Annotated in this window: 10 protein-coding genes; 2 read left to right on the forward strand and 8 right to left on the reverse strand. The window is 70.5% G+C overall.

Annotation, left to right across the window (positions count from 1 at the left end):
* Positions 1 to 30 precede the first annotated feature (30 nt).
* The gene (locus G6O69_RS36565; protein ID WP_172308091.1) at positions 31 to 1161 is read right to left on the reverse strand and encodes an NAD(P)/FAD-dependent oxidoreductase; all 1131 of its coding nucleotides are present in this window, start codon (positions 1159 to 1161) and stop codon (positions 31 to 33) included.
* Positions 1162 to 1352: 191 nt separating this feature from the next.
* On the opposite strand from G6O69_RS36565, the gene G6O69_RS36570 reads away from it, so the two are divergent.
* Entirely contained in the window at positions 1353 to 1853 is a 501-nt protein-coding gene (locus G6O69_RS36570; RefSeq protein WP_172301309.1) for an SRPBCC domain-containing protein, read from the forward strand.
* A gap of 344 nt (positions 1854 to 2197) precedes the next feature.
* Here G6O69_RS36570 and G6O69_RS36575 read toward each other — a convergent pair whose 3' ends face one another.
* The 5 genes from G6O69_RS36575 to G6O69_RS36595 are packed head-to-tail and all read right to left on the reverse strand — an operon-like array spanning position 2198 to position 10082.
* Complete coding sequence (locus tag G6O69_RS36575) at positions 2198 to 4492, reverse strand: hypothetical protein (protein ID WP_172301311.1); 2295 nt, start codon at positions 4490 to 4492, stop codon at positions 2198 to 2200.
* Positions 4493 to 4523: 31 nt separating this feature from the next.
* A complete protein-coding gene (locus G6O69_RS36580) occupies positions 4524 to 5093 on the reverse strand; it encodes a thermonuclease family protein (RefSeq protein WP_172301313.1) in 570 nt (189 codons plus the stop codon).
* A complete protein-coding gene (locus tag G6O69_RS36585; RefSeq protein ID WP_172301315.1) occupies positions 5093 to 7966 on the reverse strand; it encodes a lamin tail domain-containing protein in 2874 nt (957 codons plus the stop codon). The genes G6O69_RS36580 and G6O69_RS36585 overlap by 1 nt, the downstream gene beginning before the upstream one ends.
* A 26-nt stretch (positions 7967 to 7992) precedes the next feature.
* Positions 7993 to 9381, reverse strand: a complete 1389-nt coding sequence (locus G6O69_RS36590) for a thermonuclease family protein (protein WP_172301317.1) — start codon at positions 9379 to 9381, stop codon at positions 7993 to 7995.
* A gap of 5 nt (positions 9382 to 9386) precedes the next feature.
* A complete protein-coding gene (locus tag G6O69_RS36595) occupies positions 9387 to 10082 on the reverse strand; it encodes a lamin tail domain-containing protein (protein ID WP_172301319.1) in 696 nt (231 codons plus the stop codon).
* A 526-nt stretch (positions 10083 to 10608) separates the two neighbouring features.
* On the opposite strand from G6O69_RS36595, the gene G6O69_RS36600 reads away from it, so the two are divergent.
* Positions 10609 to 11163 (forward strand): heme NO-binding domain-containing protein, encoded by a 555-nt coding sequence (locus G6O69_RS36600; RefSeq protein ID WP_172301321.1) that lies wholly within the window; start codon positions 10609 to 10611, stop codon positions 11161 to 11163.
* Between the two features lie 25 nt (positions 11164 to 11188).
* Here the strand turns inward: G6O69_RS36600 and G6O69_RS36605 are convergent, their stop codons facing one another.
* Complete coding sequence (locus G6O69_RS36605; RefSeq protein WP_172301323.1) at positions 11189 to 12016, reverse strand: hypothetical protein; 828 nt, start codon at positions 12014 to 12016, stop codon at positions 11189 to 11191.
* Entirely contained in the window at positions 12013 to 12945 is a 933-nt protein-coding gene (locus G6O69_RS36610) for a DUF692 family multinuclear iron-containing protein (protein ID WP_172301325.1), read from the reverse strand. The genes G6O69_RS36605 and G6O69_RS36610 overlap by 4 nt, the downstream gene beginning before the upstream one ends.
* Between the last annotated feature and the right edge of the window lie 28 nt (positions 12946 to 12973).

A 12973-nucleotide genomic window follows, 5' to 3' on the forward strand; every position in this document is an offset into this window, starting at 1 on the left:
GAGCGCTCGGAGCGGAACATTTGCGCAGACTCACAGGTGCGCGAGCATCCGCGCCGTCGCGTCGCGCAGCCGCGGCATGCTCCCGGCCTGGACCATCATGTCCAGGAAGGGCGTGCGCAGCATGCCCCGGGCCAGACCGCCCGCCCAAAACGAGGGCAGGAAGGTCGCGGCGCAGCGCCGGGCGTAGCGCTCGAGGGCCTCCCGCTCCCGCGCCCGACCCGCCAAGACGTCGTGGATCGCCTCGGCGGCGAACATGCCGGAGCGCATGCCCTGGTAGATGCCCTCCCCCGTCGCAGGGTGCGTCATGCGTCCAGCCTCGCCGACCACCACCCGCCCCGGGGTCCACAGGTGGCCCAGGCGATAGGAGTAGACGATCGGGTGGCCCTTCCACTTGCCGAGCTGCGTCGCGCCCTCGAGGCGGTCGCGGTAGTGCTTGGCCAAGAAGGCGCGAAAGATCCGCCGGGCGTTCTTGAGCTTGTGATCGTCTTGGTAGGTGATGCCGATGTTGACCCGGGTCTCGGTCTCGGGGAAGAGCCAGCCGTAGTAGGGCAGCGTCAGGTCATCCCAGATCATCTCGACGGTGTGCGGGCGGTAGTCGACGCCCTCCCACCAGCCCATGATCGCGTGGATCATCCGCTTGGGCCCCGTGGCCGTCGACAGGGTCGAGTGCGCCCCGTTGGCGACCACCACCCACTCGGCCCGAACCTCGCGGCCATCGCGGGCCTTGATCCCGATCCAGCGATCTCCGCGGACGATCGGCTCGCTGGCGGCGAAGCCCGGCAAAAATTTCACGCCCGCCTCGAGCGAGCGCTCGTGAATCTCGAAGTCCAGATCACGGCGCAGACAGATCGCCGCCGCGGCCTTCTCGCCCGCCGACACCAGGGCTTCGTGGCCGTCGCGGGTGACGATGCGCAGATCCGTGATCGGGTAAGTCAGTGGCTCGATCGAGTCCCAGATCTTCAGCTCCTGGAGCGTGGTGATCGCCCGGGGCGAGAGCCCGCTCCCGCAGGTCTTGTCGCGCGGGAAGTCGTGTAAATCGACGATCACAACGTCGTCGATGCCCAGCTGGGCGAGGTGGAGCGCCGTGGCCGAGCCCGCCGGGCCCGCACCGACGACGACGACCTTGGCATGGGTGACCGGGGCGTCCTCGTTGTCTTGCATCGCAACAAAAAATAGCGATGTTTTTTGCGCTGACGAGACGAAGCGGCCCGACCCATGGCCTGGATCACTGACACACCATGACCCGAGCCTGGATTCAGCGCACAGCCAAAACGCTGCTGCACCAGGCGTACTGCAAGACCAAGCGAGGGGGTCGTGTTGGGTTTCACCACGGGCTGCTAGAGTCCGCCGCGATGATCAGCCTGCGCCACACCCTCTACGTCGCCGCCCGCCCCGAAGAGCTGTGGGCCGCGCTCACCGAGGGCGAGCAGACTCGCCGCTACTACATGGGCGCCCGCGCCGAGTCGACACTCGAGGTCGGCGCGCCCCTGCAGATGTTCGGCGACCCCGCGCGCAGCGAAGACGACGACTCCCCCGATCCCGACCCCGACTCGCCGGAGTCCCGGGTGCTGGCGATCCGCGGAGAGATCCGCGCCTGCGAGCCCGAGGCCGCGCTCGCGCACAGCTTCGCCTTTTGTGACCTCGACGAGCCGAGCAGCGAGCTGCGCTGGCGCCTGAGCGTGCCCGAGGGCGCGACCAAGGTCGTCCGCCTGGACCTCGAGCACGAGCTGCCCGAGGGCTGCGCGGCCACGCTGGACCGAGTCCGCGAGGCCTGGCCCATGGTGCTGTGCGGGCTCAAGACCTGGCTCGAGACCGGCGAGGCGCTCGGCCTCGACGGACTGTCGAGCGCGTGAGCCCAACCCCAAAGCGGTCTAGTGTGCGCGGCAGAGGACTTGAAGGGTCCCAGGCGCCGGATCGCCGGTTGCTGACGAGGCGCGAGGAGGGAGTTTGTCGGGCACAAATGACTGACGAGCAACGAAGTCAGCGGCCGGTGCTCCAAGCCTGGGGCCCTTCAAGTCCTCTGCCGCGCACACTAGAGCGGCGATCGGTTTGAATTCGCACCGCCAGGCACATCTGGGCGGACCCGTGGTCGTTGTCGCTCGGCGCTCGCAGTGGGTCCACCACAGCTTCGGCCTCGCTCCTAGCCACGGAACCGCCAAGACGCACCTGACGGCGCGCCTTCAAGCTGATCGCCGCTCTAGAAGCGAACCTCGAGCTCCAGGCGCAGGCGGTGCTCCGGCGAGGGCGTGCGCAGCTCGGTGCTCGTGCGGTTGTCGAGCCACAGCACGTTGTCGTAGCGCAGCCGGGCCAGGAACACCTTCTTGAACACATAGGACAGATCGACGTAGGTCCACAGCGACTGCTCGTAGCGATCCGCGTCGCGCGGCGCGTCGTCGGAGTCGGGCTCGTCGTAGTACTTGGTCCGGTTGATGTCCTCGTGGAGGTAGCGCATGCGGCCGACGATCCGCAGGCTCCGCCAGGGATTGGTGCGCACGATCAGGTAGGCGGCCGCGTCCTGGCGCGAGCGCCCGTCGATGGTCACGTCGTCGAGGACCTCGTGCTGATACTGGGCGGTGATCGACAGCCGCTTGATCGGCTTGAAGGCCAGGCGCGCGGTGATCTGGCCGCTCTCGGCCAGGCAGCGCGAGCGGTAGTTGGGGTCGTCGTAGTCGAAGCTCGGGCGATAGACGACCTCGCCGTCGATGACCACGAACAGGCCCCCGCTCGCGGCGCAGCCCTCGGTCTTGCCGGGGCGCAGGTCCGAGCTGCGGTACTGAAGCCAAAGCCCCGGGCGGAACCAGGAATTGACGTCGATGTCGCTGCGCACGTAGCCGAGGAACTTGGGGATCTTGCGGCTCGGCGTGACCCAAAAGTCGACGGCGCTGCGCAGGTCGAGGCGGTCGGCGATCCGCCCGATGTAGCGCACCCGCCCGCCGGCCTCGTCGCGGGCGCGGTTGCCGTTGAACTCGTCGGCCTGGGCGATCGAGCCGGCGTAGGGGTTGGCGTAGTCGATGTCGTAGTAGCGCGCGCTGAGCTCGAGCTCGTGCTTGCCGAAGGTGCTGGTGTGACGAGCGACGCCCGCGAAGCCGCCGCCGCCATAGTCCGCGTCGCTGCCGACCACGCGCTGCATCGAGTCGAAGCTGCGCGCGAGCTCGACGGCGAGGTCCGACCACCGCCGGCCCCAGGCCATGTCGACGCCGACGGCCCCCCAGGCCCCGCCGAAGGGCGTCGACGACCAGTCCTGAAAGTCGAGCGTGGCGCCCTCGACGTTCCACAGCGCCGAGGCTCCGTAGCCGGTCACGCCCACGTGGGTGCGGCGGTCGTAGAACCAGGTGAAGTTCGCCCCGCCGAGGACCTCGTCGTAGACGTTGGGCAGGGTCTGGCTCTTGTGCGCCGAGGTCGGCGCGAGCGCGTCCTGGTCCTCGTCGAGGACCAGGAAGGCCGGCGCCGAGCAGGCGTCCTCGCTCGAGCGCGGGTCCGAGCAGGCGTCGGCGTCGTAGAGCTCGTACTGGTAGATCTGCCGGCGCTGCCACGAGCCGAAGCCGTAGAGCTGCAGCCAGCCCACGGGCACGTCGAGGTGCTTGGCCCCGATCGCCAGGCCGCGCTGGCCGTCGCGCCACTTGAAGTCCTTGGTCTCGTAGCTGTAGCGCGCCGCCCCGGCGCAGGGCGAGACCGCGAGCTCGCCGGCGCTCTCGCGGCAGGCGATGCCCAGGTCGTTGTCACGGTAGACCGCGTCGTCGAAGTAAAAGCCGTTGGGCGTGTAGCGATCGCTGGTGTCGAAGACCAGGCGCTGGCCGAAGCCCGCGCGGTAGGAGCCGACGATCACGCCCCAGCGCGAGGTGTCCCACTGGGCGAAGGCCTTGGGCACGGCGACCCGCGGGCGCGCGACCTCGGCCATCAGCGCGTCGCGGGTCGGATCCCACACCGGGTTGCCCGGGCGCTGGCGGGTCAAGAACGCGGCCACGCCCACGGTCAGGTGGCGCAAGGTCGTGACCCGGGCCTGGAGAGCCATGGGCGGGACCTTGGTGTCGCCGGCCGTCCACGCGGTCTGATAGCGGACCCAGCCGTGGGTGGCCGTGAGCCGGCTGCGCGGGTCGTTGGCCACGATGAAGGTCAAGATCGCCGCGAGCTTGCGCTCGCTCAGCGCCCCGGCGGCGGCGAGGTCGGCCGGGCGGTGGATGACCCCGGCCTCGGCGCGGTAGGCCAAGATCGCGTCGACCTCGTCGTAGGTCAGGTTGGGCAGGGAGTAGAGCTCTTCGCGGGTCGCCTCGTTGAGGTCGACGCCCCGGCGGCGCAGCTCGACCAGGGTGTTGAAGGTGTCCTCGGAGATCTGGTCGCTGATGTAGAGCTCGTAGAGCTGCTCCTCGTCATCGACGTCGATGAAGATCTCATACTCGATGGCCCAGGCCCGCGTGGGCGCGAGCAGGCACAGCGCAGCCAGCAGCAGGCCCGCGACGGTGATCCTCGTGATCCTGGGTCGTCGACTGTGCACGTGCTCGCTCGCTTCCTCGTGGTCTCGCGCCCTAGCAGGGCCTGGGCTCGCAGACGGCCCACAGGCCCTTGTCGAGCTGCTCGGCCGCGTACTCGAGGTCCTCGTAGCGCTCGAGCTCGTCCTCGCCGTTGGGGGGGATGTGCAGCACGCAGGCGTGGCCGCGCTCGACGAGCAGCTCGTTGATCACCCGGCCCTTGAGCTCGACGTAGGCGAGCAGGCGCCCGTAGGTGTCCTCGCACTCGACGTCGTAGCGCAGGCTCACGGTCTGGCCCTCGACGAGGTCCGTGTTGGCCTGGGCGGCCTCGGGACCCCAGCACTCGACGGCCGCGGGATCGGTGCTCTCGGGGGCGTCGATCATCAGGTAGCGCACGCGCTCGCCGCCCTCGAGCTCGACGGTGTCGCCGTCGATGACCCGGGCGACCACGGCCTCGCTCGGGCCGCAGCTCGAGCCGCCGTCCCCTTCGTCGCCCTCCTCGGCCGCGCAGCCCAGCCCAGCCAGCCCAGCCAGCCCAATCAGGCCGGCCGCGCACGCGACCCTCGCCAAGGTCCGAGACCCCAGCCGCGCCGCAGCGCTCGTCACCTGCTGGCCGACCGCGCGCATCACTGGCACTGCTCGTTGTCGGCCGCCGGCGTGCCGAGGTCGCCGTCGCCGTACTCGGCGACCGCGTAGCACCAGGCCGCGTCGGCGTTGTCGGCCGTGTCGTTGACGTCCGGGTCGTAGCTGCTCGGATCCAAGCTGGTGCTCTTGCCCGTGCCCACGCTGGTCCACGCGATCTCGTCGAGGAGCACGCCCTCGCTCGACACGAACAGGCTGCTGTTGCTGTTGGTCAGCCCGAAGCTGAAGGTCGCGTCGACGGCCGGGAGGCCGCCGTTGGTCGCCGCGTCGTCGTCGCGGGCGAGCAGCGCGGTCTCGCCGGCGGCGAGCGGGACGCAGTCGGCGACGTCGACCGTGGCCAGCGGGCCGTCGGCGAACACCCGCCCGAGCTCGAGGCCGTTGAGATCGAAGCTGGCCAGGGCGCGCAGCTCGAACCACTCGCCAGCGGAGTCACCGACCGCCGCGGGGTTGGCCATGAACTCGGAGATCACCACGTCCCCGGCGATCGGCGCCACGATGTCGCGCCACGCGTCGCCGTCGAGGCACTGCCCGTCCATGCCCCCGCCGCCCTCGCAGCTGGGGTTGACGTAGCCAGGGGTCCCGAGGTCGCCGCAGCCGTAGGGGTCGACGGCCGTGCACCACTCGAGGGTGTCGGGGTCCTGACTCGAGGCCGCCCCGGTCGCCGTGCTGACCCAGCTGACCTCGTCGAGGAGCACGTCGCCGTGGCCGATCTCGAGGTTGGAGTTGCTGTTGCTCAGCGAGAAGTTGGCCACGGCCGTCGGCGCCTCCTCGAGGCAGCTGGTCTCGAGCACTTCTTCGCGGGCGATGACCACGTAGCTGTCGGCCGCGATCTCGATGCAGTCCTCGCTGGTGATCGTGGTCGAGAACACCCCGCCCTTGCCGATCTGCAGCCCGTTGAGGTCGAAGCTCCCGCTCGCGTGGAGCTCGAACCACTCGCCGTTGGTGTCGGAGGCCGCGTCGGGGTTGGCCATGTACTCGGTGATCGTGACCTCGCCGGCCTCGGGCACGTCGAGCATGCGCATCAGCTGGGTGTCGGGGTCGAGGCACTGGCCGGAGTTCGAGCCCGCGCACTCGCTGTTGGCCGCGCCCGGGGTGCTGGGGTCGCCCTCGCACCAGTTGTCCGGGTCGTCGTTGTCGACGGTGTTGAGCAGCGCCGGGTCGAGGCTGCCGCTGACCCCCTCGACCACCGGTGAGAGCGGCGCGCGGTCCCAGATCGCGGCCTCCTGACCGTCGAGGGCGTAGCCGATCAGCAGGTCCGTGCCGCTGTTGTTGAGCGACACGCCGAATTCGTAGTCGACCTCGGGCAGCCCGCCGTTGACCTCTGGATCTGCGCTGCGCGCGATCAGCAGGTAGCTGCCCGCGCCCACGTGCACGCAGTCGTCGCCCTGAACGATCACGTCCTCGAAGTCGTCGGCGACCACGTCCTCGTCGGCGGTGTCGCTGGCGATCTTGCCGACCTGGAGGCCGTTGAGGTCGCCGGAGCCCGAGGTGAGCAGCTCGAACCACTCGCCGGTCGCGTCCTCGCCCGCCGGGTTGGCGAGGTGCTCGGTGATCACCAGGTCGCCGACGGCGAGCGGCTCGATGTCTCGCCACTCGCCGAGCTCGCCGTCGTAGCACTGGCCCTCGGGGCCGACGCCCATGCACTGGGCGTTGGCCGCCCCCGGTGAGCCGAGGTCGCCCTCGTCGTCCGCTTCGCCCGAGTAGGGCAGCGCGGCGTCGCACCAGTTGGCCTGGTCGTCGTTGGCCGTGGTGTCGATCGCGTCCGGATCGAGCTGGAGAGACTCGCCGTCCCCGGCCCCCTCCCAGTCGAAGAGATCGAGGAGCTCGCCCTGAGCGCCCAGCCACAGCGCGCCGTCGCCGGTCAGCGCCATCGAGGTCTGCCAGACGATCGCCTCCTCGGGCAGCCCGCCGTTGTAGTCATCGGCCGTCGGGTCGCTCTGGGTCGACTTGGCGATCACGTTGTAGCTGCCCGCGGAGATCGGGATGCAGTCCACGGACGCGACGATGTCCTCGGCCTCCTGGTCCTCGACGTCGCGGCCCATGGTCACGCCGTTGAGGTGAAAGTCGCCGTCGGCGTAGAACTCGAACCACTCGCCATAGTCGTCGGACACGGCGCTGGGGCTGGCCATGACCTCGGTGATCACCAGCTCCCCGGGCGCCGGGCGATCCACGGCCACGAGTTCGCCGTCGAGCATGCAGGTGTCCGAGGTCCCGCAGGGGTCGTTGGCCGCGCCGGGCGTGCCCAGGGCCTCGGGCCCGTCGAACTCGCTGGTCGAGTCGCACCAGCTGCCCAGGCTGTCGTTGGCCGCCGCGTCGGGGCTCAGCGCGCCGTCGAAGGCCCGCGAGGCGCCCGAGCTGGCCTCGTCGTAATAGATCTCGTCGACGGTCGAGCCGTCCTCGCAGCGCACCGCCAGGTAGCCGCCGCCGTTGCCAAAGTCGCCGAGCTCGTCGGCGTAGCCGTAGTCGACGATCGACTCCCCGCCGGCGAGTTCGTCGAGCACCCCGCCGAAGACCACGTACTCCCCGGCCCCCAGGCTCATGCTGCGCGCGATCGTGTGCGTCTTGGTCCCCGAGCCGTCGGCCTTGGCGTAGACCAAGGTCACGCCCTCGAGCTCGATCGCCGCGCCGCTGGCGTTGTAGACCTCGAGCCACTCCTGACCGTCGTCGCTGCCCTCGGGGTCGGCCATGACCTCGGTGATCACGAGGTCGCCAGCGAGCAGCGAGCAGTCGCCGCCCGCCTCGTCGGCGGACTCGCCGTCGTCGGAGGGGCAGCCGAGGGGGCCGAGGGCCGCGAGGGCAAACAGCCCAAAGGCGGCGCCAGTGCGGAGGCCGAGCGGGGTCTTTCGTAGGTCGCGCATGATCAAGTCCAAGCTCTCGAAGAATCTCAGTCGGCCGCGCCCTCGCCCTCGTCCGCCGGCGCACCCGGAGCATCGGCATCGGCATCCGCGTCGGCATCGGCATCCGCGCTCCCGACCTCGCCCGCGGCGTCGGCCGAGGTACCCGAGTCGGGGGAATCATGTGAATCAGGTGAATCAGGTGAGCCCGCGGATTCAGCGGAGTCGGATGGCTCGGGCGAACCGGAAGCATCGGGCGAGCCCGCCGCCGGCTTGGCCGACGCCGGCTCCTCCACCGCCTGCGCGTCGATGGCCTGGCCCTCGTAGACCATGTCGGGGTCCGTGTCCTCGGGCCGCCCCGGGGGCACGTAGTCCGGCAAGATCACCTGCTCGGGCACCTGGACCTCGATCTGCAGCTGACGCTCGCCGCTGCGGCGGTCGGTGTAGGCCGTGACCACGCCGCGCACGCGCACGTACTCCCCGCGGTAGTGATCGATCTGCGAGTCGACGAACACGTCCTCGTCCCAGAAGATCAGCGGGAAGTCGTCGAACATCCGCCGGCTGAGCAGCACGCGCTTGGGCCCGCGCTCGCCCTGGCGGATGTCGCCCACGGTCGCGAGCACCTCGACCTCCTCGCCGAGGGCCGCGGCCAGGCGCTGCTTGGCGTCCCAGTCGTCGAGGGCGATGTAGCTCGGGTCTTCGGCGGCGAGCTCGTCGAAGCCGGCCACGAAGCGCCCGCGCGCGTCCCACCAGGCCAGACGCAGGTCGTAGTCGGTGTAGCACTGGGCGCCCTCGGCCCAGATTCCGCGCTTGGCCGCCCGCGCCTCGTCTTGCGCGGCCACGAACTCGGCGTGGAAGCGGCGCGAGAACCCGTACTTGGCGAAGTAGGGGCTCATGCCCGCGCGCACGACCTCGACGTTGTAGTTGATCCACTCGCCGTCCTCGTCCTCGACGAACACGTAGGCGAGGTAGCGGTTGAAGCGGCCGCGGATCTTCTTGGGGTCGTCGCGCTCGAGCCGGACCCGGGTCACGCCGGAGAAGAAGTCCTCGGCCCAGTGCTTGGCGTCCATGCCCAGGGGCGTGGGCACCTTGATCGGCCGCGAGGTCTCGCCCTGCTTGGCCGCCAGGTAGGCCTCCCAGCCGACCTCGAACTCGCGCCAGGCCTTCTCGGACTTGAAGGTCTCCTCGGTGTCGATGGCCAGCAGGCGCAAGCTCGCGTCGAGGCCGTCGACCTTGATGGTGTCGCCGTCGACGACCGCGCCGGGCTGGAGCGGGAACTCCCCGAGCACCAGGCCGGCGTCGGAGAGCTCGAGCTCGCTGCGATCGAAGCGCGAGTCCGAGGCCGCGCAGGCCGTCAGCGCGAGGCCGCCGGCGCAGGCCGAGCTCAGGGCCGCGGCGCGCAGCCAGGCGCGCAGGCCCAGCTTCGGGCTCACTCGCATCGGGCTCACTCGCATCGGTTCGCCCTCCCAGGTGTGCCCGGCAGGCCGAGGCCGAAGAGCGGGTAGTCCGGGTCGGCCTCGAGATCGTCCACGCACCAGCACGCCCCGTCCTCGACGGCGTCGTTGCTCGCGGCGCTCGGCGGAGCCTCGGCGTTTCCGCAGGCCAAGGTCCCGTCGGCCGGGAGATCGTCGGCGGCGTAGTAGACCGAGTCGATCAGATCTTCGCAGGCCTCGAGCTCGATGAAGGCCGCGTCGTAGCGCAGCAGGTCCTTGGGGAAGACCGGATCCCCGCCATCCTCCGGGGCCGGATCCCCGCCGGAGATGTCCCAACCCAGCGCGTAGTCCATCCACGTCGGCGGGTCGTCGGGGTCACCGGGGCCGAGCACCGCGTAGCCGCCGGCCGCCAGGGGCACCGACTCGCGCACGAAGACCTCGAGCTCGTCGCCGCCGCTGCTGCGCAGGCGAATGACCATGCCCTGGAGATCAACGCTGTGATCCCCGGCGTTGTAGACCTCGATGTACTGGCCAAAGGTGTCGCTGGCGTTGGCCGAGACCCCGCGCAGCTCGGAGATGACCAGGTCGCCCTCCTCGACCACCGGACAGATCTCCGGCAGGGGCTCGCGGACGCAGGCCAGAGGCAAGAGCGCGGCGAGGCCGAGCGCGCGGGAGGCTCGACCGAGGGCTGGGGTCGAAGACGGCAAGCCCGGCGATTTTAGGGGCTCCAAGACACGACGAGCCAGCCACCAGGCGGGCTCACCGCGTTGCCCATCTTCGCCCCTCCAGACCATTTTGGCGGACGAGAGGCCCACAGTCCGCACATCGCGTGCGCGATCACGTCCGTGAACCCTCGGTGACGTCCCGCCTTCGCCCGGGGCGATCTCCCCTCCCCCGCGCCGCGCCGACGCCGGATCTCGAGCGTCACCAAGTCGCGCGGGGGGGCCACGCGAGAACAACGCTGCGGCCAGGGCGCGATCGCCACAGGTGCACGCCGACCTCCCCAAACTCGAGATCGATCTCCGCACGCACCAACCAAGCTCGCTGACCTGGGCGATGGCCTGGTCGCAAGCCTGGCTCCCGACGCGTGACGCAATTGTGGCGTGACCCCTGCCCCATTTGAACGATATGTCGATTCCTCCACTACCGGAGTCGTCGCTACGCCAGTATCACCTTGCAAAGCACAGTCTTCGCTAGCACGCTCACCGTGGTTGCGAGAGGCTCGGGGTCGACATGAAGGGCGCGTTTTTGAAGTGCATCAAGGAGCTGGTCATCACCCAACACGGTGAGGACCAGTGGACCAAGATCCTCGCGACTTCGAGCTATCCCTCGAACAAGCCGATCATGGCGACGGCCACCGTCCCCGACGAGCAACTCTTCGGCGTGATGAAGGAGGCTCGCAAGATCCTCCGCATGTCCAAAAACCAGTTTTACGACGCCTTCGCCGACTACTGGATCTGCATCTACGGCCCCCGGCTCTCCCCGCGCCACTACGACGAGGCGACCAACAGCCGCGAGTTCCTGACGATGCTCGACGACATCCACGGGCGAGCGCGACGCCGCATGCGAGGGGCCACGCCCCCGAACATCGAGATGCGCTGGCTCGACGAGGACACCGTCGAGCTCACCTACAACTCCGAGCGCGAGCTGATCTTGATGATGACGGCCCTGGTCCGCGCCCTCGGCCGCTACTTCGACGACGACATCGAGCGCGTCGACCTGATCGACGACAAGACCGTGCACGTGGGCTTCGTCAGCATCGCCGACGACGTGTCCGCGGCCGAGTGAGCTCCCCCCGGGCTCCGGGCCGCGCTCAGGTCCTGCGCTCGAGCAGCCCCTCACCGCATAGATCATCGAGGAGCTCGCCCGCCTCGCTCGCGTCCGCGCCGAGGCGGACCGCGACGGCGCACAGCTCGGCTCGGCTCAGGGGCTGCTCGGCGGCGCGCAGCAGGCCGACCAGGGACGCCGAGGCCCCGCCGATGTCCACGCTACCGTCGGCCTTGGCCTCGACGAGCAGCTGCTCTCGCCCGCGCCGCGGCGGCGGCTTGGGCCAGGGCTTTCGCCGCCGCGCCAGGGCGCGCAGCGGCTCGTCGCCCAGCTTGGCGCGCACGCCCTCGATCCAGGCCAGGCTGCCCGCGGGGACCTCGAGGGCGACGATGCCCCGGGCGCAGACCAGGCGCTCTCCCGCGCCCCCGGGGACCGCCGATACCGATACCGTCGAGTCCGCCGCCGCGCGCCGAGCCCGAGCGACGGCGGCCTCGATCGCCCCGGCCCCCTTGGCCCGGCTGCCCAGAAACTCGCCGAAGGCCACGACCATCGAGCCGCGCTCGAAGACGCAGGCGCGGAACACCGGCGAGGAGAAGAAGCGATCGACGGCGTCGACGCCCAGCGCGGCGGCGCTCGTCGGGTACTCGTCGAGGATCACCTGGAGGGCCCGAGCCCGGCGCATGGCGTCGGTGGCCAGGGCGCGGGGATCGACCTCGCGCAAGAGCGCGCGCTCGCCCTCGCTCAGCTCGGGCAGCGGGCCGCGAGCGCGGACGGCCTTGGCGTAGCTGGGGTCGAAGAGCATGCAGACCAGCCCCTGCTGGACCCGGCGGGGATCGACGCCCGACCCCTGTGACTGCTCCGGCTGCACGCTCACGAGCCGACCTCCCCACAGCCGGCGACTGCGGCGACTTCGGCCAGCGCCGCGGGCAGGCGCTCGCGGACCTGGGTGAAGAGCGGGGCGACCTCGGCGATCGCGTTGCGCTCGCACTCGACGACCACCGCCCGCAGGTTGCTCGCGCGCTCGAGCGCCGCCTCGGTGATCGCCCAGGTCTCGGCGAGGACCTCGATCCCGTGGTCGTCGTCGACCCAGGCCAGACCCTCGACCTCGCGCTCGCGCCCGCCCGCGACGTGGAGCTCGACGACGCGATCCCAGGGCAGCAGGTCGAAGCCATCGAGGGGATCGAGGCCGCGCGCGCGCTGAAACATGGCCAGGTGCGCGCAGTCGATCAGCAGCCCGGTGTCGGCGCGCTCGGCCAGCGCGGCGAAGAACTCGAGCAGGTGCAGCTCGCCCAGGAAGATCGCCCCCGGCGGGTTCTCGGGCAGGACCTCCAGGCCGGTCGCCTCGCGCAGCGCGACGATGCCCGCCGCCATGGGCGCGACGGCCTCGGCCGTGAGCACCGGCGGGAGCAGCAGCATCTGCCCGCGCTCCCGGGCCCCGAAGTGCCACAGCCCCGCGTCGCCGCACATCCACGCCGGGCGCAGGGTCTCGACGCAGTCGCGCACGGCGGCCAGCCACGGCCCGTCCGCGTAGTCCTCGGGCTCGTCGAGGTTGACGTCCAGGAAGTGATAGGTGGTCGGCCAGCCGCGCGACGCCCAGGCCTGGGCGTCGGCGTCGAGACCCTTGACGACCTCGACGCCGACCTCCAAGAAGCCCGCGAAGGCCGGGTGCTCCCGGCGCAGCTGCGCTGGATCCAGGGCGCCCTCGGCCTGGCTGGCCCCGTACTCGGTGCTCACCCCCAGGCCGAGCCTGGGCAGGGCCAAGACGCGCTCGAGGAAGCCCTGCTCTTGTCGGGTGGGCAGCACCCGCGGATGGTACTCCCTCCCCCGAGCG

The organism is Pseudenhygromyxa sp. WMMC2535 (assembly GCF_011083025.2).